The sequence below is a fragment of the Hyunsoonleella flava genome (genome assembly GCF_004310325.1).
GTDB classification, from domain to species: Bacteria; Bacteroidota; Bacteroidia; order Flavobacteriales; family Flavobacteriaceae; genus Jejuia; species Jejuia flava.
Window position 1 is genome coordinate 43366 of record NZ_SIRT01000004.1, and the last position, 23263, is coordinate 66628.

General features: G+C 33.1%; 26 protein-coding genes and 1 tRNA gene. 5 read left to right on the top strand and 22 right to left on the bottom strand.

Annotated features, from left to right (window positions below; all coding sequences use genetic code 11):
- Positions 1-119: 119 nt before the first annotated feature.
- The 4 genes from EYD45_RS06710 to EYD45_RS06725 form a co-directional block, all read right to left on the bottom strand.
- Positions 120-1034 carry a PorP/SprF family type IX secretion system membrane protein gene (locus EYD45_RS06710; protein WP_130963774.1) on the bottom strand — a complete coding sequence of 305 codons (915 nt, stop codon included), beginning with the start codon at positions 1032-1034 and terminating at the stop codon, positions 120-122.
- Positions 1035-1050: 16 nt separating this feature from the next.
- Positions 1051-2889 carry a T9SS type B sorting domain-containing protein gene (locus EYD45_RS06715; RefSeq protein ID WP_130963775.1) on the bottom strand — a complete coding sequence of 613 codons (1839 nt, stop codon included), beginning with the start codon at positions 2887-2889 and terminating at the stop codon, positions 1051-1053.
- 68 nt (positions 2890-2957) lie between these two features.
- Positions 2958-4154: a DegT/DnrJ/EryC1/StrS family aminotransferase gene (locus EYD45_RS06720; RefSeq protein WP_130963776.1), complete on the bottom strand. Its 1197-nt coding sequence runs from the start codon at positions 4152-4154 to the stop codon at positions 2958-2960.
- Between the two features lie 118 nt (positions 4155-4272).
- Positions 4273-4905, bottom strand: a complete 633-nt coding sequence (locus EYD45_RS06725; protein ID WP_130963777.1) for an NAD(P)H-dependent oxidoreductase — start codon at positions 4903-4905, stop codon at positions 4273-4275.
- Between the two features lie 184 nt (positions 4906-5089).
- On the opposite strand from EYD45_RS06725, the gene EYD45_RS06730 reads away from it, so the two are divergent.
- Positions 5090-5174: transfer RNA gene (locus EYD45_RS06730), tRNA-Ser, on the top strand.
- Between the two features lie 202 nt (positions 5175-5376).
- Here the strand turns inward: EYD45_RS06730 and EYD45_RS06735 are convergent.
- The 8 genes from EYD45_RS06735 to EYD45_RS06770 all read right to left on the bottom strand — a co-directional run bounded on the left by EYD45_RS06735 (position 5377) and on the right by EYD45_RS06770 (position 11567).
- Positions 5377-6270 carry a universal stress protein gene (locus EYD45_RS06735; RefSeq protein WP_130963778.1) on the bottom strand — a complete coding sequence of 298 codons (894 nt, stop codon included), beginning with the start codon at positions 6268-6270 and terminating at the stop codon, positions 5377-5379.
- A gap of 103 nt (positions 6271-6373) precedes the next feature.
- Positions 6374-7486, bottom strand: a complete 1113-nt coding sequence (locus tag EYD45_RS06740) for a DUF6544 family protein (protein WP_130963779.1) — start codon at positions 7484-7486, stop codon at positions 6374-6376.
- A gap of 11 nt (positions 7487-7497) precedes the next feature.
- A complete protein-coding gene (locus EYD45_RS06745; RefSeq protein ID WP_130963780.1) occupies positions 7498-7950 on the bottom strand; it encodes a pyridoxamine 5'-phosphate oxidase family protein in 453 nt (150 codons plus the stop codon).
- Between the two features lie 150 nt (positions 7951-8100).
- Positions 8101-8910, bottom strand: a complete 810-nt coding sequence (locus EYD45_RS06750; RefSeq protein ID WP_130963781.1) for a hypothetical protein — start codon at positions 8908-8910, stop codon at positions 8101-8103.
- A gap of 443 nt (positions 8911-9353) precedes the next feature.
- Entirely contained in the window at positions 9354-9851 is a 498-nt protein-coding gene (locus EYD45_RS06755) for a nicotinate-nucleotide adenylyltransferase (protein ID WP_130963782.1), read from the bottom strand.
- Positions 9852-9915: 64 nt separating this feature from the next.
- A complete protein-coding gene (locus EYD45_RS06760) occupies positions 9916-10122 on the bottom strand; it encodes a dodecin family protein (protein ID WP_130963783.1) in 207 nt (68 codons plus the stop codon).
- A 222-nt stretch (positions 10123-10344) separates the two neighbouring features.
- Positions 10345-10620: a zinc ribbon domain-containing protein gene (locus EYD45_RS06765; RefSeq protein ID WP_130963784.1), complete on the bottom strand. Its 276-nt coding sequence runs from the start codon at positions 10618-10620 to the stop codon at positions 10345-10347.
- Between the two features lie 158 nt (positions 10621-10778).
- The gene (locus tag EYD45_RS06770; protein ID WP_130963785.1) at positions 10779-11567 is read right to left on the bottom strand and encodes a patatin-like phospholipase family protein; all 789 of its coding nucleotides are present in this window, start codon (positions 11565-11567) and stop codon (positions 10779-10781) included.
- A 130-nt stretch (positions 11568-11697) separates the two neighbouring features.
- Here EYD45_RS06770 and EYD45_RS06775 point away from each other — a divergent pair, with 130 nt between their 5' ends.
- Genes EYD45_RS06775 through EYD45_RS06785 form a run of 3 tightly spaced genes read left to right on the top strand, consistent with a single transcriptional unit; the run spans position 11698 to position 14272 of the window.
- On the top strand, positions 11698-12480 hold the full coding sequence (locus EYD45_RS06775) for an MlaE family ABC transporter permease (protein ID WP_130963786.1): 783 nt from the start codon (positions 11698-11700) through the stop codon (positions 12478-12480).
- Entirely contained in the window at positions 12477-13238 is a 762-nt protein-coding gene (locus EYD45_RS06780; protein WP_130963787.1) for an ABC transporter ATP-binding protein, read from the top strand. The genes EYD45_RS06775 and EYD45_RS06780 overlap by 4 nt, the downstream gene beginning before the upstream one ends.
- A 29-nt stretch (positions 13239-13267) precedes the next feature.
- Positions 13268-14272, top strand: a complete 1005-nt coding sequence (locus tag EYD45_RS06785) for an MlaD family protein (RefSeq protein WP_130963788.1) — start codon at positions 13268-13270, stop codon at positions 14270-14272.
- Here the strand turns inward: EYD45_RS06785 and EYD45_RS06790 are convergent.
- The 9 genes from EYD45_RS06790 to EYD45_RS06830 all read right to left on the bottom strand — a co-directional run bounded on the left by EYD45_RS06790 (position 14266) and on the right by EYD45_RS06830 (position 21391).
- Positions 14266-14721, bottom strand: a complete 456-nt coding sequence (locus EYD45_RS06790) for a pyridoxamine 5'-phosphate oxidase family protein (protein ID WP_130963789.1) — start codon at positions 14719-14721, stop codon at positions 14266-14268. The two genes, EYD45_RS06785 and EYD45_RS06790, sit on opposite strands and share 7 nt — an antisense overlap.
- Before the next feature lie 128 nt (positions 14722-14849).
- On the bottom strand, positions 14850-15218 hold the full coding sequence (locus EYD45_RS06795; RefSeq protein WP_130963790.1) for a GerW family sporulation protein: 369 nt from the start codon (positions 15216-15218) through the stop codon (positions 14850-14852).
- Between the two features lie 12 nt (positions 15219-15230).
- Positions 15231-15731 carry a hypothetical protein gene (locus tag EYD45_RS06800; protein WP_130963791.1) on the bottom strand — a complete coding sequence of 167 codons (501 nt, stop codon included), beginning with the start codon at positions 15729-15731 and terminating at the stop codon, positions 15231-15233.
- Between the two features lie 97 nt (positions 15732-15828).
- On the bottom strand, positions 15829-16584 hold the full coding sequence (locus EYD45_RS06805) for a GNAT family N-acetyltransferase (RefSeq protein ID WP_130963792.1): 756 nt from the start codon (positions 16582-16584) through the stop codon (positions 15829-15831).
- Between the two features lie 58 nt (positions 16585-16642).
- Positions 16643-17401, bottom strand: a complete 759-nt coding sequence (locus EYD45_RS06810) for a flavodoxin family protein (RefSeq protein WP_130963793.1) — start codon at positions 17399-17401, stop codon at positions 16643-16645.
- A 41-nt stretch (positions 17402-17442) separates the two neighbouring features.
- A complete protein-coding gene (locus EYD45_RS06815; RefSeq protein WP_130963794.1) occupies positions 17443-17964 on the bottom strand; it encodes a flavodoxin domain-containing protein in 522 nt (173 codons plus the stop codon).
- A gap of 27 nt (positions 17965-17991) precedes the next feature.
- Positions 17992-19827, bottom strand: a complete 1836-nt coding sequence (locus EYD45_RS06820) for an FAD-dependent oxidoreductase (RefSeq protein WP_130963795.1) — start codon at positions 19825-19827, stop codon at positions 17992-17994.
- Between the two features lie 41 nt (positions 19828-19868).
- Positions 19869-20258 carry a nuclear transport factor 2 family protein gene (locus tag EYD45_RS06825; protein WP_130963796.1) on the bottom strand — a complete coding sequence of 130 codons (390 nt, stop codon included), beginning with the start codon at positions 20256-20258 and terminating at the stop codon, positions 19869-19871.
- A 5-nt stretch (positions 20259-20263) separates the two neighbouring features.
- Positions 20264-21391, bottom strand: coding sequence for a hypothetical protein (locus tag EYD45_RS06830; protein ID WP_130963797.1), 1128 nt, complete (start codon positions 21389-21391; stop codon positions 20264-20266).
- 191 nt (positions 21392-21582) lie between these two features.
- Between EYD45_RS06830 and EYD45_RS06835 the strand changes: the two genes are divergently transcribed.
- On the top strand, positions 21583-22431 hold the full coding sequence (locus tag EYD45_RS06835; protein WP_130963798.1) for a C-GCAxxG-C-C family protein: 849 nt from the start codon (positions 21583-21585) through the stop codon (positions 22429-22431).
- 89 nt (positions 22432-22520) lie between these two features.
- Here the strand turns inward: EYD45_RS06835 and EYD45_RS06840 are convergent, their stop codons facing one another.
- Positions 22521-23111: a CDP-alcohol phosphatidyltransferase family protein gene (locus tag EYD45_RS06840; RefSeq protein ID WP_130963799.1), complete on the bottom strand. Its 591-nt coding sequence runs from the start codon at positions 23109-23111 to the stop codon at positions 22521-22523.
- Positions 23112-23263 lie beyond the last annotated feature (152 nt).

Genomic DNA, 23263 nt, shown 5'->3' on the forward strand with positions numbered 1-23263 from the left:
TTTACAACAAACTTATGATAAGTAAATCACAACTAGTAATTCAGCACCACAACAAAAACCATACATAACTGTATATATAATCAATAGCAACCAAATCACTCAAAGAGCGTTATGATGTTTTAGAAAAACCTAGGTGATAAAATTTTTCTATTCGAAGAAAAATTTAAATCAAATTGAAGAAAAATTTCATGAGAAGATGGGCCTGAATAACTAATATCTGATACTACATAATCATATGCGTAACCCAACCGAATATTTGGTAATACAGCAAAATTAATCAGGAAACTAAGAGCATCCTGATATCTGTAAGATGTGCCCAGTTCCAATTTTTCAAAAAATAGAAAGTTAGCATTAAGGTCAAATGAAACTGGAGATTCTAAGGTGGACTTCACCATGAAAGAAGGTCTAAACTTTGTGGTTTGTGCTAATTGAAAAACGTATCCTGCAGTTACGAAGTAATGTAATACGTCAGAACCTAATCGTATTCCATTTTCATTTAAATGTACACTCTCTAACATATTAGGCATAGACAGACCTACATAGTAATTGTTAGTATATAAAAACGCTCCCGCTCCTATATTTACGTTATTTTCATTTATATTTCTGGAAAAAAAAGGGTCATTGTCATCAATTACATTAACCGTTGCTAAACCAATATCATGCATTGTAATACCGCTTTTAACTCCTAATGCCAAGTTAAGTTTATCATTGATTCTGATAGTATATGAAAGATCTGTGTAAAGATTGTTTTCTTTAACTGGGCCATGTTGATCTGATATTACAGACACACCTAAACCCATCTGATTACTAATTGGCCCGTGCCCTGAAATTGTAATGGTTTTGGGAGCACCGGGAAAACCTGTCCACTGGTTTCTGTATAAAGTAGTAATTTGTAGATACTCTTTAGAGCCGGCATAAGCTGGATTAATTATGGCTTGGTTATACATATATTGCGTATACTGCGGATCTTGTTGCGCATTTAAGCCCTTTAAAAAAACGATGAAAAGTATAACTAAAATGTAAACATGTTTCATTTTGCAGCAGAACCTTTTAGTAGTTTAAATATATCCACCCCGTAACAGGCTTACTGTAATTAGGATCATTGAGATGAAGCACATAATAATAGGTACCCACAGGGAGAAGGTTTCCACTATTTATTCCTCTGTTTGAATAACCGTTCCATGGATTTTTATTATACCCAACAAAGACAAGAGTTCCGTTTCTATTGAAAATTTTTATCTCTAGATTTTCAAAAATACCATAGACTTGATCAGGGGAAAAATCATCGTTTTTACCGTCATCATTAGGTGAAATCCCTTCCTGTTCTATTTCTTCAAAACAATTATTTATTTTTAGTGGTAACTCAACAAATTCTATACAAGATCCGTTATTTAACGTAACATAAACAGATTGCGGGTAAGTTATATTGGTATAACTATTTGGTGCAGAAATAGGGTTAGTAAAACTATTTAAATCTTCTAATGTCTCGTAATAAGTATAAATAATATTTGGTTCAGTAGTGATAACACCTTCAATCTCGGTTAAATTAAATACTGATGTATTATTCCCTTCATCACAAGCTTCTACAACTGGGATATTAATCACTATAGGTGCACTAATTAGCGATATAGATTGAGAAACTTCGTTATTAGATTCATTAGTTTCTTGTATAGTACCATTGCCTGTACCGTCGTCATCAACTACAACAAACAATTCAAAATCATTTAGAATACTATTAGGAACTGTTAATTGTATAACACCACTTTCTGATTCGCCTATATCAAGTGCGGTAGTTGTATTACTTTGCCCCAAAAAGGTGCCGTTTGCATAAAATGAAATAGGAACTCCCGCGGGTAAAACTTCCGTTGAATTAAAATTATTAACTGTAAACTCTACAATAATCTCTTGACTATCGCATACAATCGAGATATTATCTATAACAGGCGTAGCATCAGGTAATTGACTGTTTAAAACCGTAATGATATTATTTATAATGATTAAATCTGCACTAAACACGCCGTTTTCAGGATTAAAATCTCCTGTAGTTAATGTTACAGTTGCTTCTGTATCTCCAATCTTTATAATATCCTCAATATCGTAAACATCTAAATCCATATTGTACAATGTGCTGGATCTTGTATATGTATTGGTGCCATTAAAAGCATTATCACGCGGATTTAATGGTAAATCCTCTAAAGCAATGCCTTGAAAAATAAGTGATTCTCCGAAATTTAAAGCCTGATCTCCTTCCCAAGCCAAAAACCCTATTTTAGCATCTGCGTTATCTATTACATTCAAATTTGAGATAGTAATATCAATACGCTGACTTTCTCTATTAATAATCTCCAATCCATGAAATAAATTTACCTGATTAAGTGGCAATGTATCTTCCTCATAAATTATAAAAATAGACCAACCAGCAAAATTTGTCCTGTTGTTGCAATACCCCGGATTTTCGGCAAGTACAGCATCTATATTTAAATTTTCTACAGTATATGTTCCATTTCCTGTGTTTATTACTAAATCGGTAATGTTTTTATAACAAGAAAAATAGGTTAGATCTCCATTAAAAGAATCTGAATATGTAACATTAAGAGTGTCATCAGCTTCAATATCTGTTCCATTAAGTGTTATGGATGTATCGCCACTACCAGATCCCGCCCAATATATAAAAGCCTCTTTAATAATTTGGGAGGATGGCATATTTAAATCTGCACTGGATAAAGGAAGTATCTCACAAAAGGTGCTTAAATTATTCTCTGCTGGGTTTAATGTATTACCTATTGCGGTGTAACTAAAGCGACCATGATATTGTTTGAAGATATCAATGTCTTGTGCGCATATTTTAGCTATACCGAAAATTATAACTAAAATATGCCACTTCTTCATTTTTATGGATTGTTTTTACATATAGACTTGAATGGAGAACCTACAGATAAATCTCAACAGGATCTTATTTAGTTAAGCACACGTTTGATAATATCTGCCATTTTCTCTGCACGTTCAATAACCTCCTTTTCCGTCCATGACAATTTAATTAAACAAGAGATATTTCTAGCTATGTACTGGTCTGAAATTTCAAAAGATTTAGTTTCTAGATACCTTAGTCGTTCTTTTACTTCTTTAGATATTGGAAATAAGGATTTTAACTCCTTTAAGTGTTCCCATTTCCTTATATAATGCCAATTGTTATCGTAATAATTCCAACAGGCATCCACTCCCTTGTCTTTAAATCCGTTAATCACCTTTCTTGCAGTTGCCAAATCTGGTAAAAAGAAATTTAGGAAGGCACAACTTTCTACCCCACCTTCCGGAACGGTTCTAAACGTTACTTCTGGAATTTCACTAAGGGCATCCCTTATAATACTGAAGTTTCGCTTTTGAATTGTTAAAAACTCTGGCAATCGCTTTACCTGTGCCAATCCTACGGCAGCATGCAGTTCTGAAATTCTAAAATTATAACCTAAAAACGGATGGGTTTCGGCTCCCCTATCACTGCCAATATGGTCATGCCCATGATCGCTATAATGATCCGCATTTGTATAGTATTCTTTATTATTGGTAATTACCGCACCTCCTTCGCCACAAGTTATTGTCTTTACAAAATCGAAAGAGAAGCAACCCAAATCGCCAATACTTCCTAAAGGTTTTCCTTTGTAGGTACCGCCAATGGCTTGACATGCATCTTCTACTAATAGTAAATTATGATTTGATGCTATGTTTTGAAGTGCATCCATATCTGCCATACTCCCGCACATTTGCACTACCATTATGGCTTTTGTTTTTGGTGTTATAGCTTTCTCTACAGACTCTGGGTGTAGCCCCAAAGTATCGTCTACATCTACCAAGATAGGAATAGCACCAAGTAGCATTATAGCTTCAAAGCTAGCTACAAATGTAAACGAAGGCATAATCACCTCGTCTCCCGCGCCTACTCCTGCAGCCGCAAGTGCTACTGAAACTGCCGCTGTTCCGCTTGAAACTAGCTGAACATACTTGGACTGAAACGTGTTTTGTAATTCTTTTTCAAGCTCTTTTGCTTTCCAATGGCCTTTACGCATACCGTCAAAACCATATCGCATTATAACGCTATTGTCTAGGACGTCATTTACTTCTTTTCTTTCTAAATCTCCGAATAATTCAAATCCTGGCATAAGTTTACTTTAATTTATCCTAAACTGCGTTAGGGATTAAGGCATTTGTTGAAGCTCCTCGACGCAGGAGAGAGCGACTGCCGAAAGCCCGACCCCTTGTGGGTAACGCCCAAATAATTTATAATTCTATTACAGCTTGTTCAATTGGTTTTCTAACTTTTTTGAACCCTGAAAAGATATCATCTTCTGCTCTATATCCTACCGGAAGTAGTAATACCGTTTTTAGCTGTTGTTCTTTTAACTCTAAAATCTCATCATATTTTGAAGGTATGAATCCTTCCATAGGGCATGCATCTATGGCTTCTATGGCGCACACGGTCATTAAATTTCCCAATGCAATGTATGCTTGGTTTGTAGACCATTTTTGACGTTCTTCGATTGACATTTTGGCTATCATATCGATCAACCCCTCGCGATAAGGTTTTAATATAGTTTCGGGGGTTTCCCTGATATCTTTTATGTTATCGTAATACTGATTAACATCAATGTTTAAAATATTTTCCTGTATGCAAATGACCAAAAGATGCGATGCATCCAGTACTTGTTTTTGGTTGTATGAGTGCTCTACAAGCTTAGACCTTAAAACTCTATCCTTAATAACCAGCATTTTTATAGTTTGCAAACCGTAAGAGGTTGCCGTTAGATTAAATGCTTGTTTAAGAATATTGAGCTTGTCCTCTGGCAATGTTTTATTGCTATCAAACTTCTTGGTAGCATATCGCCATTGTAACTGTTTAATTGTATTAGACATCAACAATTTATTTTGTGCAAAAATAAGGTTTGTAAAGCTTTTTTTTATAAAATGCTGAATAAAATAAATAGATTGAAGTACTGCCGTGATTAAATTGAAAAAATTGATGTTTTATTTGAAAGAATTAAAAAAGGGTTCTATATTTGCACCCGCATTCAGGCAGATAGCCTGATGAGACATTTAAGGAGAAATGGCAGAGTGGTCGAATGCGGCAGTCTTGAAAACTGTTGAGGGTCACACCTCCGGGGGTTCGAATCCCTCTTTCTCCGCGAAAAGCCTATAAAAGGCAACAAAAAAACCCTGTAAATCATTTATTTACAGGGTTTTTTGTTTTATATAATTTCATTTAGTATCAAATAATATCATCTTAAAAGGGGCTAATTCGGTGTCACTTAAAAACTATCTACAACTGACACCGAATAGATATTAAATGTAACTAAAATAGATGTAAAAAACACACCCCCATTACACCTAATAAGCCATCACACCATCATCAATTGAAAAAACAGGATTTTCTATGCTCATGCTATGCTTATTAAACACTAATAGAGGAATGGAAATTTCAGATTCCATATCTTTTACCAAATCCTTATGAAATAAATTTGCTAGATTCCAGTCATGTGTACGTTCTAACATTGCCAATACATTTGCGTTTTCTCTATTCAAAATACTTAATAAACCTGATTTTATTTTGGAGGATGCAATAGTTTTAAATGCTATTTCGGGGTATGACAACTCCTTCCTAACTCTATCCTTAAATTGTTCCATAAGTAATTTTACCGGTGCCTCCTCATTAGTTTTATATACATGAATAACTTCTATAAGCGCCGAAAAGGGTTTTGCGATTTCAACAAGTTTTTTTAACGATACAATATCATATTCTTCAAAATCAGTAGCATAAACTATCGTAGAAATAGTATTATACATCATGCCATTTGGTATGATTAATAATGGTATTTCGATTGATTCTAATAGCGTATTAGCAATGTTACCAGAAAAATAGCCCCTTGTACTATGGCTATCTTTCATCCCAATAAAAATTAAGTCAGGACTTAATATCTTTGAAAGACGTAAAATACTGTTTGAGACAGAATTGCTCTCTACAACATGAGTAGTAATAGGTCTTTGCTGAAATTCGTTTTTTAAGCTTGTTTTACAATACTTATCTAACAGTTCCATTTGTTCTCTATGCATCCTCTTTTTTAGGTTGTCTGGATGTTGTATAGTTAAATAAGAAATGGGAGGAAACTCATACACATGTAAAACATGTAAATCTGCTTTCATAATGGAGCTAAAACGATAAGCATACTTTAATGATGATGCATCGTTAACGGTACAATCTGTGGCATACAATATGGTTTTCATAATGGCTTTTTTAACTTAACAAATTTAGTGCACAGATTCAATTTCTAAAATGATATTTGTCAGTATATTGCTTATCTAATACTAGATTTAGTAAACAATAATATTAATTCAACATCTTTTCAAAAGGCTCAAAAATGTTATAATCAACATCTAAAACTTCAAGATTCAGCCAATTAAAATCACCTTCTCTTAATCGCCAGGTTACCTTGCATTTGTATGGTATTCTATAGGTATCATAAACTTTATAATCTATTACATCAATAATCCATTTTTCCTTTTTTGAATCTGATCCCCCTCCGTAAAAACGATCAGTTTCAAAAGAAACAATATCACCTTTAGCATTAAACCTAAAAATCCCTGAAACTGATTGCGACTTAGAGGAGAATATAGCTTTAGCTGAAGTATCATCTACATATTCCCAACTTATATAATCGCTTATGGCTGCTGAAGGAAACCAACACATTTCTCCTAAAAAACGCTGTATACTCCCAGAATCAATTTTAAAATTATCAACTTCATCCACCACTGGAATAACACCCCAAACTTTGATGAGCATTTCAGCATTTCCTTCATTAAGTTTATCTCTGCCCAATATATAAAGCAAACTACTATATTGGATCTTAGCTGACCAAACAAAAGATGGCTTACCGATATTGAAATATTGTTTTGCAGTAAATGGCACCCATTTGCCAGTTGGCTTATTTTTCAAATGCCCTATTTGTTGCAATCTTACTGAATTTATTTTAGGACTTCCAATAACTCCAGAGTTCTTCATCCATTTTTGAACAATTTCGGGAAGATGCTCAACATCTTTGTTAGAAATGACATCATCATAGTTTTTTTCGATTTTTTTAAATAGTAAAACCGATTCTTTTTGAACCATCTTATTAAACTTAAAATCTGCTAAATGAGAAATACCTACTAACAAAATAATTGCGTTGACTATACTTCCAAACTTTGCTTCTTTCCAAGCTAGAATAATTAAAATTTGCGAAATACATACTGCTACAAATACTAAATAAAACCACTTTTTATTATTGAACCATAACGTTGAAGAAACCATAAAAAGCACAAAAGCAAACAACCACAATACTCCAAAAGGTTTAGAAATCCCTAATACTAGCATGGGTGTTTTTGTAGTAAAAAACGCCTTAGCAAAACCTATTAAATGGAGTAACCCATGCAATATCATAAGAATTCCAAAGGCTAGTTTCATAACATTAGAATTTAATAATTCCTAGACTTGCCCGTTATTTCTCTTATCTTAATTCTGTATACAATCGGTAGCCCTTTTGTTGTAGTTTTTGAAGAAAAATCGCTAATTAAGTCTGGATAGATACCTTCTTTAAAAAATATAATTTTTTTAACGCCGTTGATAAACTTGTGTAGTTGTTGTTTTGCGAATGCGCCATCTAACTCTTCAAATTCACCATGCATCAATACTGACTTCCAATTATTAACAGATCTTACTTCCGTTACTCCAATAGATACTGCATTATTTAATCGCATAGCATCTATTTTATGCCCCTCTCCGGAATAACTTATAACACAATTATCCGCTTCACTATAGTAATAGGTTATTGGTAAAACATAAGGTTTATTTTTCCAAAAAAAAGAGAGTTGACCTATATAATTATTCTTTAATAAATATATAATCTCGTATTTTTCTAATCCTTTCATGGTTTATAGTTTTAAGTGATTGAAGCGGTTACTTATAAAACTATCCTATCCTTAGGTTTTTGACAATGATATATATCAGATTGGATTTTCTATATTCCTTTATAAACAGTTGTTTTTTACATTTATTTCTAAGTATCCTTATATTGATATTTATTCAAAATAAGTATCAAATTCATTGAGTTTTCTCTTTAATTCAGAAAATTGGAATTTTGCTGTATCAATTGATTTTATTGCCATTAAAAGGTGCATATTATCTTCTATTCTATAAAAGAAAAGGTGTATTTGATCAAACTTTTCCCCTGTATGTGCGTCATCCAACATTATTTGTTTTGCTTTATTAAAAACTTCTTTACCTAATTGATTGTAATCGGAAATATTATCTGATTTAAAATTATTTACCTTTTTTATAGCCTCCTGCATTAGCTCAACAGATTTTGGACTCAATTTCCATTTCTTACCATTGTTCAATTGAATTTTATTAGTTCCCAACATTCGCTTTCTCGCTTTCGGAGCAGATCCAAAATCGTAATCATATATGGTTTCTGCTATTAAACGTAAATCAGCATCTTTATAAATTAATTTTGGCATCAATTTAAATTTCTTCACAGCTCCGGGCATTAGTGTTTTCTCTTCTGAAGGTGTTTTAACGAAGTTTACAACTGCATCAACGAACTCTTGTTTATTAGTAAAACTAAGTTTGTAATGCTCTTGAACACGTAGCATTGGAGGCGCTATCATTTGGTTTCTTTTTGATGGGTCTGGTTTTTCAAAATGACAGATATAGCACTTCTGCACCATAAGCTTATACCCTATTGAATCTCCGACAATATTGGCACTTACTTTATCAATCGATTCAATTTTTGTTAAAGGGGTTAATTCAGAAATTTCTTTTTGCCGTTTATTTGTGTTACAGCTTAAGGTTATTAAAAGTATAACAAAAATTATAGGTTTTAGTTTCATATTATTTTCATTTTGATTAAAAATATCCTAACTAAATGTATCCTATGATCCTTTTTTAGAAAATGATAAATATCATTTATTTGTGTTTTAAATCGATAATTTTTCGAACAATCGAATTGCTTTGATTATCTCACTATCTAAATCATACCTTATATTATTTTTAGTGCCAATTGACGTGTAGTAACATATTACGCAAGTATCACCCTATTTTGCTACAATACAGGCACAAGAATTGGGCTTACTAAATATTTTGGTATGCTATGGATGTGTAAGTTGACCAGTTCTAGCCTCACTAATTTCGGTTTCTATAAAAGGAATTTGGTATTTATATCACCTCCTTTGGTAACAAAATATTGATGGCCATTTATAATAAACCTGCAAGATTATAAAAATCTTACAGGTTTAAAAAGCTTCTCTTTTTGGATATTGCTTTATAATAACATTTATAGAAAAACACCTGTATCATCAACTTTTACCTTAATACGCTTATCTCCATTCTCAAGGGTAAGTTTGTATAACTTTTTTATGTTTTTGGATTCATGATAATTTACAACATATAAATGTTTTGATATGTCCCAATTAGGAAATCTTTTACTAACTGCTTTTTTAACTTGTAAAGGCAAATCAATATTTATATATCTTTCAGCAGTTCTCAATAAATTTCCATCCCTGTCATATGAAGCTAGTACTTTTCCTTTAGGAATAATAAAATAAACATCATACAAATCATATTCATCTGAATAAATGTCCAACGTTTCCACATTAAAATCACTTACCATAATTTGCAGTTGTTCAACAGGTATAGCTAAATCCTCTGAGCCTGTGCTGCTCAAGTATTTATAATTATGCACAATTATAACTGCCGGTTGTAGAATTGGATCTTGAGCATAAATTTGGGTGGTTAGCCCTATTAGAAATAGACCGATTACTAATTTTTTCATAATTCGAGGTTTTTAGAGTGAATAAACTGGTTAACTATTTTTGATTAGCTCTCATAAAAAGTGACTACTCATCCATAATGCCGAAGCAGATTTTTGTATTTACACGATATTCTTTAATGGCATTGTTTTCAACAGTAACCTGCATATCCTCTACATATACAGATTTGATGTTTTTTACCGTTTTTGATGCTTCAGAAACAACATTTGAAACGGCATCTTCAAAACTAACGGTTGAATTCCCTAATACTTCAATTACTTTTAAAACAGACATGGCTTATTTAATTTAAAGATTAATAATTACATTAAATTATTGAAATAGAGATGTTTGTACAATGATAATTATCAATATAAAAAAGGATTTTAAGAGAAGTAAAGTGTTGAAAAACATATTCATCAGACAGACATACAAACAGTTATAATACCTGAATACCACCAGCATTTAGTATATAGTCAATAATTTTATGTACCATATCACCCAACTGATTTTAAATAATTACCTCGGTTTCGTTCTCCAACGTGAGAGTCTTGGAATACTTCTGGTTAATAACCAAGCTAAAAATTTAGGAGAACCTTGTTCAATCATTTTCTGTTTACAAAAAGCTTGCATTTCCTTGACTGTACCATTAAATGTAAATTCACCATTTACATAACAGTAACTGCAATAATCAGCACTCTTGGTTCCATTTTTATTAAGTCCGCCATGTTGAGGATCCTTCCTCATGGGCATACCACAGCTTTGACAAAATTTACTTGTTCTTACATCCTCCATAATATCTTAATATGTAGTTCTTATTCGCATATCGCACTGTATTTACCCTAAATAATTACATAAATTATTTATTTTTAGTAATGACGCTCAGTTTTAATACTACTACAGATAACTTAAAATATCAAGGGCCATCCAGTTGAGAAATGATATCCATCATTTTAACCAATTGTCTTATGAGGACCATTTAGTTTTAGTAAAACATTTTTGGTAAGTACTTCCTTAGTAGCATTATAGCCTATATTTAGTATTTCATCAAGATGTTTTTTATCAAAAGTACCAAACCTGCTCAACGCTTTTGGTACAACTATTACATCGCAATAATTAAACTTGGCATAGTCCTTTTTAACTGATTGGATTTTGAAAGCCCTTTCAATAACTTGGTGAGAGTGCTTTAAATCTTTTACTGAGATTTCGTTTACCCAATTGGCATAACTTCCAATTATAGTGTCGCAATGGGATTGCAAGAACTCAATAGGAAAATTATTTAGCACACCACCATCAACATAATAAGAATCATTAATTTTAACTGGACTAAACACTCCTGGAACAGCTGCTGATGCTAATAAAGGTTTTATTAACTCACCAGAACTAAAGGTTTTAAGGTTGCCATTTAAAATATCTGTTGCTGTAATGGTTAATGATTTTTTGAGTGCACTAAAATTATCCTCTTTTATATAACCTTTAAAATCAACATAAAACTTTTCGGCATCAATAAAACCAGGTTTTCCAATTGCGTACTTCTTAATATTTAGTATTTGAATATTCTTAAAAAAACTAAAAATATCCTCCCAATTATACCCATAAGCATATAGTGCGCCCACTATAGCCCCTGCGCTAGACCCTGTAATGTGGGTGGGAAGAATTTGATATTCTTCTAAAGCTTTTATCACTCCAATATGAGCAACACCTCTTGCACCTCCTCCAGATAATACCAAACCAATTTTCATAAGTTATTAAGTAATAATTACGCATAAAGTTATGTATCAATCAACTTATTTAAAATGATTTTCATCAGTGTAACGGAGTGATTTATATCATTTCTTACTTATATATATTCATATACCTTGCTAGTTAATTATGCTGGTTATTAACAACATAAAAGATACATTCCGTTCATTTTTAATTGAAATTGGAGCACTATCATACTTCACTTCTCGATTTTTTAAAGATGTTTTTAAACGTCCTTTTGAGTTTAAGGAGTTCCTAAGGCAATGCTATAATATGGGAAACCGATCTCTTTTATTGGTAGGCATTACAGGTTTCATTATCGGATTGGTTCTAACACTACAAACACGTCCCACGTTAATGGAGTTTGGTGCCGTATCTTGGATGCCCTCTATGGTTGGCATTTCCATAGTAAGGGAAATTGGCCCGATTATAACAGCTTTGGTTTGTGCTGGAAGGATTGGTTCTGGTATTGGCGCAGAGTTAGGATCTATGCGAGTAACGGAGCAAATTGATGCTATGGAAGTTTCTGGGACAAACCCTTTTAAATATTTAGTAGTAACTCGTGTTTTGGCAGTTACCTTAATGTTACCCTTATTGGTAATCATTGGTGATGCCATTGCTTTATTTGGTTCTTATCTTGTTGAAAATGAAAAGGGCAATGTCTCTTTTACGTTATATTTTAATCAGGTTTTTAATGCTTTAGAATTTGGAGATATTATACCCGCCACCATTAAATCCTTCTTTTTTGGTTTAGCCATTGGTCTTGTTGGATGTTTTAAAGGATACTACTGCAAGAAAGGTACTGCCGGTGTTGGTAAAGCGGCCAATTCTGCTGTTGTATTCACTTCATTACTTCTATTTATTATAGACTTTATAGCTGTTTTTGTAACAGACATTTTTTACGACTTATGACGGACAAAGCTAACATAGCAAACCGCAACATTGTTCTAGAAATCAAAGATTTGCATAAAAGTTTTGGAGACAACCATGTACTTAACGGATTTAGTATGCAACTTCATCAAGGTGAAAACTTGGTTATTATGGGGAAATCGGGTTCTGGAAAATCAGTAATGATAAAATGTTTGGTAGGTTTAATGGAAGCCGATAGTGGAGCTATAACTGTTATGGGAAACGATATAACAAAATTAAATCAGGAGTCACTCGATATTTTACGAGCGGATATTGGGTTTCTATTTCAAGGCAGTGCATTATACGATTCTATGACCGTTAGGGAGAACTTAGAATTTCCTTTAAGGCGACATACGAAAAAGTTTGGTGACAATGTGGATACAGAAAAATTGGTTATAGAAGCTTTGGAAAATGTTGGACTTATTAGTGCAATTGATTTGATGCCCGCTGAATTATCTGGAGGAATGAAACGCCGAATTGCCATAGCCAGAACACTAATCTTACAACCCAAAATTATACTATACGATGAACCTACAAGTGGTTTAGATCCTATAACTGCTAAAGAAATAATAATATTAATGCAAGAGATACAAAAAAAATACAACACATCCTCATTAATTATCACCCATGATGTGGATTGTGCTCGGGTAATTTCAGACAGAATGATATTACTTATTCATGGCATTGATTATGCTGTTGGAACTTTTAAAGAATTATCAGTTTCAAAAGACCCAAAAATTAAAGCTTTTTTTAAGCAATGAAATAATAGTAAAAATAAAATTTTGAGAAGATGAAAAATACAAACCCACAGAAATTGCGTTTAGGAGGTTTTGTAATTATAGGAACCATTCTATTTATCGCAGGTGTTTATCTTATTGGGCAACGTCAAGAAATGTTTAAAAAAACATTTACAATCAGCACCTTTTTTCAAAATGTGAATGGCTTACAAAAAGGTAATAATGTGCGCTATTCTGGAATAGACATTGGTACAGTTAAAGATATTATTATGATCAATGATTCCACCATACAAGTGAACATGAATATTGATGAAAAAATAATTAAACATATAAAGAAAGATGCGATAGCCACTATAGGTTCTGATGGCTTAGTGGGTAATATGATTGTAAATATTGTTCCTGGTAAAAATGGAGCGTCAGCAATTACAAGCGGAGACGTTATAGAATCATTTAGCAAAATTGGTGCTGATGATATTTTAAGCACCCTAAGTGTAAGCTCTGAAAATGCAGCTATCTTAACTTCAGATTTACTTAAAATTACGCACGCCATGACACAAGGTAAAGGCACTTTTGGGGTGTTGTTGAATGATACTATTATGGCGAAAGATTTAAAGCAATCCATATCCAATTTAAAAACAACCATTAGGGGCGCTTCAACATCTATAGATGAATTAAATCAAATTATAACCCATTTAAAAACAGATGATAAAACTGTTCTAGGCATGCTAATAAACGATACTATTTCGGGTAAAAAACTTAAAAATATTGTGCAAAACCTAGAGTATTCTAGTTTAGAAATTAAAAAAGTTGTTGATGATATTAACAACGTAGTAGATGATTTTAATTCCAGCGATGGCACTTTTAATTATTTGGTTAAGGATACATCTTTGGTAAGTAACTTAAAAACCACACTCAAAAATATAAATGAAGGCACGGATAAATTCAACCAAAATATGGAAGCCCTAAAGCATAACTTTTTAACACGCGGATATTTTAGAAAATTAGAAAGACAGGAAAAAAAAGATACCAAAAACCAAAAAGATAGCATTTCTCAATGACGACGCATGCGTCCAGTTACATCTAGCACATCTATAATGAACACCATAGGTGTTTCACTTTTAGATATTTTACTTGAAAACTCGCTAATGAAACTTAAATTTTTCTTCTCCTTTCTTGTGATAAGATGTTTTATGCCCAGAGAAAATTCATGCAGGAAAGCTTTTGAAGCACTACCAAATACTTGTCTAAAAGTTCCATGTACTAGGGCAGATTCCCAATGGTTAATAGAGTCTATTTCGGCTACCTCTAAACACACCTTATTATGTTTTCGCATAGCTATCATTTTATGCCCTTCGTCAGAATACCCGATAATGATATTTTTTTCAGGATTATAGTAATACGTAATTGGGGCTATAAAAGGCTCATCCTTATAAACATAACCCAAATACCCTATATAATTATTAGAGAGTACATGTTTACTTTCTTTCTCTTTTAAAACCCTAATCATAATAAGTCCGCAGTTTGTTAAAGATATAAAATAATGACAGTATTGCAATAATTGGCTAGCACTTTCAAAAAGAAAAGGGCAAACTAAAAAATTAACTTGCCCAATATTTAGCCAAGGATTCAATTTTTTTACGCATTAACCTCTGCTTCTTTTTTATTTATAGCCAGTTTTTCTATTAAATCTGGTACTTTTTCAAAAGCCGCAGATAAACCATGAGCTTTACCAGCTTCAATAAAAGAAATATCTTCTTCTTTTGTAACTAAAAACCCCATAGGTTCTATACCAACTCCTGCTCCTGCTCCAATACCTTCACCTTTTTTGCCTTTGGCTTCAAAGCCTTCTCCTCCTCCAGAACCAAAACCCATACCAACCTTAATAACAGGTACACATTTAAATTCTCCTAGTTGAAACTCTTTACCAACAACTGTTTCTGTCTTTGCTTCAGACTTTATGAAGTCTGTAATTTGGCCTAATAATTCTTCAAAATGTAATTCCATGATATTTTATTTTTAAAAGTTAATAAATGATTTAATTATATGAATTGGTTTAACTTGAATGTTTAGTACCAATTGATTTCTATCTTGAAAATTGATGTTAAATCCCCCTATCTTATAATTTAAGTAAGCGAATGCAGGGTAAAGCTTTGCATTTAATATACAATCACCGGTATCTACATCCATCCAAAAGGTTTTAACCTTAATTGCTTTTAATAGTTTTAAACCCGTTTTAAACGATAAAAACTTTTGCTTTCCAGTTTTCTTTTTGGCTTTGACTTTAGGTTTTGAATTCCCTTTGTTAACGCGTAAAGGATAAAGATAAAACCTAAAAAAAAGCGTGTTTACCTTTACTTTAAAAACTTCCTTTTCGTCTCCCAATACGGAAGCCTTCACAACCCCTTTCTGCTGAATCAAGTACTGATCTGTCCTTGTGTCTACACAAAATGATATTGGTGTTAATAAGAGATAGACTAGTAATACCATTAGCATTAATAAAACAATCACTAAAACCATAGGATAATCTTTTCTTAAAGGAACTAGAAATGCAGTGATCCTGCAATGATATTAATCAGCACAATTGTTTATTAAATATAGTACCAGAATGAAAAACTTATAAGCTAAGTTCTGACTTAATAATATTTTTAAATCGCGTTGCACTTAGATAATGGTCATCCAATAACCTACCATCATGTAAAAGAGTGAAAACTCCAAATCCAGAAGGTGCCATTTTTGCTTCTTTTACAGTGTTTATTTTTGATACCATTAAATCTATATCGTGATCCATCGCAACATTTAATAGTGCTATTGCAGACTTTTCATTCCAAGGACACTGATCTGCGTAAACTATATGCCAACCTTTGTACTTTTTTTGTTTCTTAGTCCAATCGAAAAATTTAGGGCTTTTAACGTTGTTATTCCAGGTTTTTGATAGTAATTCAAACCGATCTTTTGATTCAATTTGTTTAAAGTCATTTTTCTCAAAAAGAGTTTTGTTGGCCAACCAACCACCTTTACTTGTTATTACGCATAAACCATCCATTTTTTTGGCTTTCGCTTCCTTTTCGGCAGCTTCAATTAAAATTGAACCATAGCCCTTATTCCTTTCCCTCTTTGAATATATATATGTACAATGAATAAACATAAAGTTGTCAGCATCTATAGGCCGCCATGCATATTTGGCTGGTACATACTCTATAAAACCAATCATTTTGTCCGTATTGTTTTTAAGAATTTTTATTCTTAAGCCTTCTTTATAACGTTTTTCAAACCATTTTTGTTTGCTTCTAGCCTCGGGTTTTTTCATGTCTTTTATGCAGAAAAAGGTTTCTTGCTCTACGTTTTCTGGTGTAACTTCTACTATTTTCATAGGTTTCTTTTTATAATTTTATGAGTATGAATCTTTTTTATTTTGAGAATAATGGTAATTATTTATTTGCTTTCATCTTCTTGATTTCTCTTCCAGCGATCCACTTAGCAATTTTATTCTTCATAAAAGGAATATTGATATCGAAATAAAAATCTTTCTTGTCCTTGTAGAACTCATAATCAGCCCACCCTTTTACTTTGTTCAATTCTGAAATAGATTTGAAGATATTGAAATACACCAACTGACCTAATGAAGGTTTGAATTCCTCTTGGGCTTTAATTACAGTAATAAGTTTTGAATATTCATTTATTGCCTTCTTATGATTATAATCTGTTTCCGTTTCTGATTTTGTTGAAACCATAAGTTCTAAAGATGTTACAAAGTTAAACCCACTTTGAGTGAAGTTTTCATTTAAATATTTACATGTTAGATCACCACCGAATCCGGCACATGTTGTAAGCGCCATGGCGTGTTTTCCAAAAAATATGGGTCTATGGGAAATATAGCTTGTTCGTTCTACAAATTTCTTCATTAATGCACTAACCGTTCTAGCATAGGTAGGCGAAGCGAATATTGTTCCATCAGCAGCTTTCATTTCTTCAATAATCATATCACGATCATCTTTCAGAGGACAATTCTCTTCTCCAGTATTGATGCAGGAATAACAACCAAAGCAATCCATCAGGTTTAGTTCAGACAGCATAAGAATCTTTAAATCTATTTCGGAATCACTCTGTTTAAGTATTTCAAGAATGTTATAAGTATTTCCCCTGCGTGGGCTACCACAAATAGCTATTATTTTTAATTTTTTATCCATTTAATAGTATTCAATTAGCTCTTCTTAATTCTTTTAGAGTTTTAGTTTTTTACAGGTACTACATCATGCATTAATTGCCCTATACGTTCTATAATCGGCTTAATGCTGTCTTTATCAACATGGTCGAAACCATAACGTTCCTCTTTACTAGCCAGTGGATCGGGATTGAAAAGGGAACCAATCCAAAGACTTAGTTTAATCAGCCAATTGACTTTGGAGTGATCCAACCTTCCAGCCAAAGCCACATGATCCATTTGTGATAGTAGCACGGTAGGAAATGATTTGGCTACCCATCTTTCGAGTTTGTCGCTAGGACCCGCACCCGAGACAGAGAAAAGAATCTTAGATCGTCCATTAAGCTTGGACAGATTGACCTCAGCCCATTTTCGGATTGACAACTTGAAATAGATGATAGAACTACCCAAAATAAGATAGTCGAATTCTGATGGATCTGCATTGGGATTGTTGATACTAAATACGGGAAGACCTGTGGCTTCGCCTATCCAGTTTGCATATTGCTCTGTACTGCCATACTTGCCTGAGAAGAAAATTGCTCCCTTCATAATACAATGTGTTAGTTGTTGGTTTAATTAGCCCAAAGGTCCATATACAATAGCCTTATCACCAATATCACTTTGCTCACAACTTTTAGAAAAGCTGCTGTCATCCAGTTCAATATTAAACATTAAAATATCTTCCTCTCCATTAGAAGTAACAGGGAGCCAACGATAGGGCAAGTCTAGTTTTTCAACTTTAGGGTTTGTGAGGTTTAAAATAGCATACTGTCCTTTTTGGTATTTAAATCCTGCAGGTTTCCTAAAGCTTAGTTCTACTATTTTATTATCGATATTTTTACGCTTCAAAAGGGAAACCATTCGCCCATCAACATACTTTTCATTATCGCAATTTGACCAAATTTTGTCTTTATTCATCTGCAATGCAGCCAAAAAACCTCCCTGAATTGAGCCTTCAAAACCACCTCCCGGAAACGCCCAAGCCGATGCAAAGTACAGGTTTGGAATTAAGAAATTGTTTCTAAATCGCTTATTTGCTATTTGGTCTTTAGTTTGGGCATAACCATAAACAGATCCGCTTGGATTTGAGGTATAGCGTTTAATGGTTTTAGATGTAGACACTTCATAGTATTCTATACTATCTCGAATTCCTGGATACTGCTTTTCTAACCGCTGCAATAAAACTTGAGCTATTTCTTCTTTTTTGGCATTATAGTCTTTTTTATTTAAATTTTCCCAATCTTCAATATAATCTACAGCGCAAATTACGCCTTCAGATTTATGAGCAGGTGCCAGCCCTGAATCTACCTTGTTATAGTCTACAAAAATGAATCTACGTTTAGACCAATCGCCATGGTGGTTAGTATAAATATCCTTCAAGGCCTTTACATCATCACCCTGAAAAACATTCGAGTAGTATTTTACACCAAATTTTTTTACATCTGTATTAAAACCAAGATATATGCATAATAGTGAACATGAATTGGTTTTAGCACTAATTTTTTCTTGAAGTTGAGTGACGTAAGGTTCATCCAGCATCTGCGGCACTGTAGGAATAGCACAATTAGCTATAACATTATCGTATGAAATAGTGATAGATTCTAAACTTTTGGAAAAGTTATCACGGAAAGTGACTCCAGTTGCCATACCTTTTTTAATAATGATTTTTTCAACCCTTTTACCTAGTAGAATACTGCCACCATTTTTTTCTATATAGGAAGCAAGGTAATTGGAGAGTTCCTGTGAACCTCCTTTTATAAAGTGACCACCATTTTCAATAAAGCCTGAAAATGGAGTGCCAAAGTAAAACATTGACAGTGTATATGGATCATCTCCCCAATACACAATATGTGCTATTATATCTAGTTTTGCGTTTTCATTAGTAATGTATTTATCAAGCCAAGAACCAACAGTATGTTTAGTTGCCTCAACTAGGTTGGGGTAAAGCAAAGGCATTAATGGATAAATCAATTTTCGTACTAAAGGTGAGCGAGGTTGTTCAGTAGCTTCCTTGCGTACTCCTGCAATCAACTTTATAAAACGTTTGATACCTTTTTCATCTTCTGGATATTTATCAATCAATGCTTTCGTAGCTGCATCATATCCATGCGGCATTACAAAATCTTCTTTATCGGAAATTACTCCGTAGAATTCAGGTACTTTTTTAAATTGAACATTCTTATCAACTTCTAGCATTTTAAAAATTTGAGTAATCGAACCATTTTCAGTTAGTCCACTCATTTCATGCAAACCGACTTCAATAATAAAATCTCCGCGCTTAAATGTGGTTGCGCAGCCTCCAGGTTTATGGTGTTGCTCTAATAAGAGAACTTTCTTCCCAAATTTTGAGAGTGTTGCTCCAGCAGTTAATCCAGCTAAGCCCCCTCCGATGATGATTGTATTATATTTCATTTTTTTGTGTTTTGAATAGTTAGTTAATAAATTCTTTGTAGCTAGATATCTGATATTTTTGCTGTAGGAATTACAGGAATATCCCAAGCTTCTTTAATTTGATCATCAATAATGCACCATACTACAATAGCATCAATCTTCATTGGTTTGCCTTCCAGTATCATCGTGTCATTAACATGCGTTATGACCAATTCATCTCCCATTGGTGCTATAGACAAAGGGTTTACCTTAAAGGAACCACTAGTACGACCAGCTATTTTTTTAAAGAAGTCCTTCATTCCTGAGAGTCCAAAATAGTCTCCTTCCATCTCTGGTAGCCTAGGATTAATATAATGCCAGACGAAATCTTCAGCTAACACGCCAGCCAAAGTATTCGGGTCTGAAGGATTAAATCTCATTAAAATGTTGATATTTGGATGCACTTTATTCATGACTATTAAGTTTTAACAAATTGTTTTTTAGAATGAATTACATTTAAAGTGAGCGCACCATAAGTAATTGACAGAATGATTACGGAAAGTAAAATCCCTAAAAATGGAATGATGGTTAGTAACCGTAATATGATAGCAATACCCAAAGCTAGGAACGTAATATTCCAAAAGCCCCAGTCTTTTTCTTTTTTTTGTTTGTAATAATAGACAAGCAATAATGCTGCAATAAGATGACCAAACAAAAGACTAAATATAAATATCGTGGTTATGAAGAGGCCAATAGGGATACCAATGATCACTACCAGAGCAAGGACAATTAATAATGGGATACCTAAAAGGTAAATAAGCCCATATCCGAAGCTCTTTAATAAGTTATTCTGCAAACCTTCAACGGCATTTGAAAATGCATTCTTAAAGAGTGCGTGTAATACAAGAATGACTAGAAATGCAGATAGAACATAGAATATCCAGAGTGAGAAAGACGCTATTCCTAAACTGATTAAAGACAATTCTGATTTTTCTTCCCCAAGATCTTCATCAAAGTAGGCTTCAGTATTAACAAGGGAGTCTTTAAAATCCATTTGTCCTTCACTACTCCAGTACTGAACTTCCTTGTGAAATTTAGCATTAGACCCAATGGTGATGTCTTCTCCTACTATTTTTGAGGTTTCTTTTACAGTACCATCAATAAGGATATCAGCGCCTTTAATGTCGAGGTTTCCCATCACATCACCATGTATTTCAATATTTCCAGCAAAACACTTAAGGTTACCATGTACTACAGCATTTTCTGTAAGGATAACTTCTCCAGCAAAAACAACCAAGTCATCTCCTATTTCTGCGTCAACAGTTATTCTTCCTGCTGCAACGCGCACATCATCTGCTATATAATCGTTGAGGAATAATTCACCTCCAGCTGCCGTAAAGTCCTCATAAATACTATCATTAATAATAAGTTTTCCTCCAGCAGTCACTAAGTCTCCTTGTATAGCAGCATTTACATGGATAGTTTCTCCTGCACGATAGGTATCATCTTGCTGTGAATTATTAATCACAATATCACTTTCTTTCTCTGTTTGACCGAAAGAAATCGTTGAGCAGAATGCAATGAACAAAATAGCTATAGTTTTCATAAGTGCTGGTTTTTGATTGACAACTAAACTACTGTTTATGAGTTATTTGAAAAATGATATTAATCAACTAGAGGCTATATTTTTAAATCAGATTTTACATTATGATATATATCATTTCGTCATAAAATCTAATTAAATACATTGATAACATCAACCTAAAAGGCTTTAGGCTTAAAAATTAAATAGATACAATGAACACTTCTGTAGAACAAAAGAATGATGCGAAGGAAGTTTTTAAAAATTGTGGCACTTGCTCCAGAACCTTTGCGCATATTTTAAACAGGGAATTCGGACACATTAAAGGACTTGAAGAACGTGCCTTAAACCCTTTGGCTGGAGGTATTTTAAATCAAGGGCACCAATGTGGTATGATTTGGGGTGCGGCTTTGGCTGTAGGAGCAGAATCATTTAGAAAATTCAACAATCAGGACCAAGCTATAGCTGTTGCAGTTTCTGCTACTCAAAGAATTTTGAAATCCTTTATAAAGCAATCTGGAGCAAAAAATTGCAAAGAAATAATTGGTTATGACCTTACTAGTATAGTAGGTATGACAAGATTCATGTTAAAAATTACACTTCAAGGTATGAAAAACAGCCATTGTTTTAATCTGGCTGAACAATGGGCTCCAAAAGCTATTGACGTAGCTAATGAAAGCTTATCCGAAAATGCGAAAGTCAATGAAAAGCCCTTAAGTTGCGCCTCAGAAGTTGTAAGGCTTATGGGTGGTAGTGATGAGCAAATAGTAATGGTGGCGGGTTATGCAGGAGGACTAGGTTTAAGAGGGGGTGCTTGTGGTGCTCTAAGTGCTGCTATTTGGAAGAAGATGTTGGATTGGTGCAGGGAAAACCCAGATAAAAATCCTCCATATTTCAATAATAAAACTGCAAAAAAAATATTAAAGGTTTTTAATAAGGAAAACCAGTATATAATTCTATGCAGCGAAATTTGTGGACAGCATTTCAAAAACTTGAAGGACCATACAGAATACTTAAAAAAAGGTGGTTGCAAAACACTTATTGATTTATTGGCTAAGGCATAATTCAATTATTTCAAGTGAAAGCAAATATTAGTTAGAATTCATAAAATAGAAACTACAAATAGAAAAGTTGGAAAAGAATGAAAACCATTTCATCCTTTCTTTTTTAGTCGCCTTTTGTCTCTATACACAAAAAAAATACTCTTTACATCAGAAATCCAATTATCATATAAAAATATAAGTGCTATTTCTTCTATAGTTTCAAGTATACCTACACCAATCATTATGTAAAAAAGCACTAGTTCTGGATTAAAAAACAACGACCAAAGTATAAAGACACTTTGCACTACTGCAGAAAACTTAGCTAAATAGGTATGAAAAGCCGTAGCCTTACCATATTTTGAGTATGCAATTGCCATTTGGATTAAGTATGGTAAAAAAGCAATTAAAATGATTATGATATGTTTAATTATAAATACCTTTTCAAAAAAGAAAAGACCTACTAACCCAATTGTAAATGTAATTTGATCACCTATTGAATCAAGCTGGGAACCTCTTGGACTAGTAATTTTTAATTTTCTTGCCAAATAACCATCAATAGCATCAGTACTGTAGCTCACAAGTAAAAACCATGCAAAAACAAGGCGTTCATCAAAACATATCAAAACAATTAATACAGGTGCCGCTAATATGCGGTAAAACGAAAACCAATCGGCAATATTGAAGTTTTTGAATGTAAGCATATCTTTATTTTACACAAAATTACAAGAGACCGTTAAAACTTAAAATGAGGAATATCAATTCATATACTAATGTATTCAGAGTAATTTTTTCGTAATAATCTGGATAATATTCCAACATGAAATTAAATAAAAAAACACTACTGCTTGAAAAC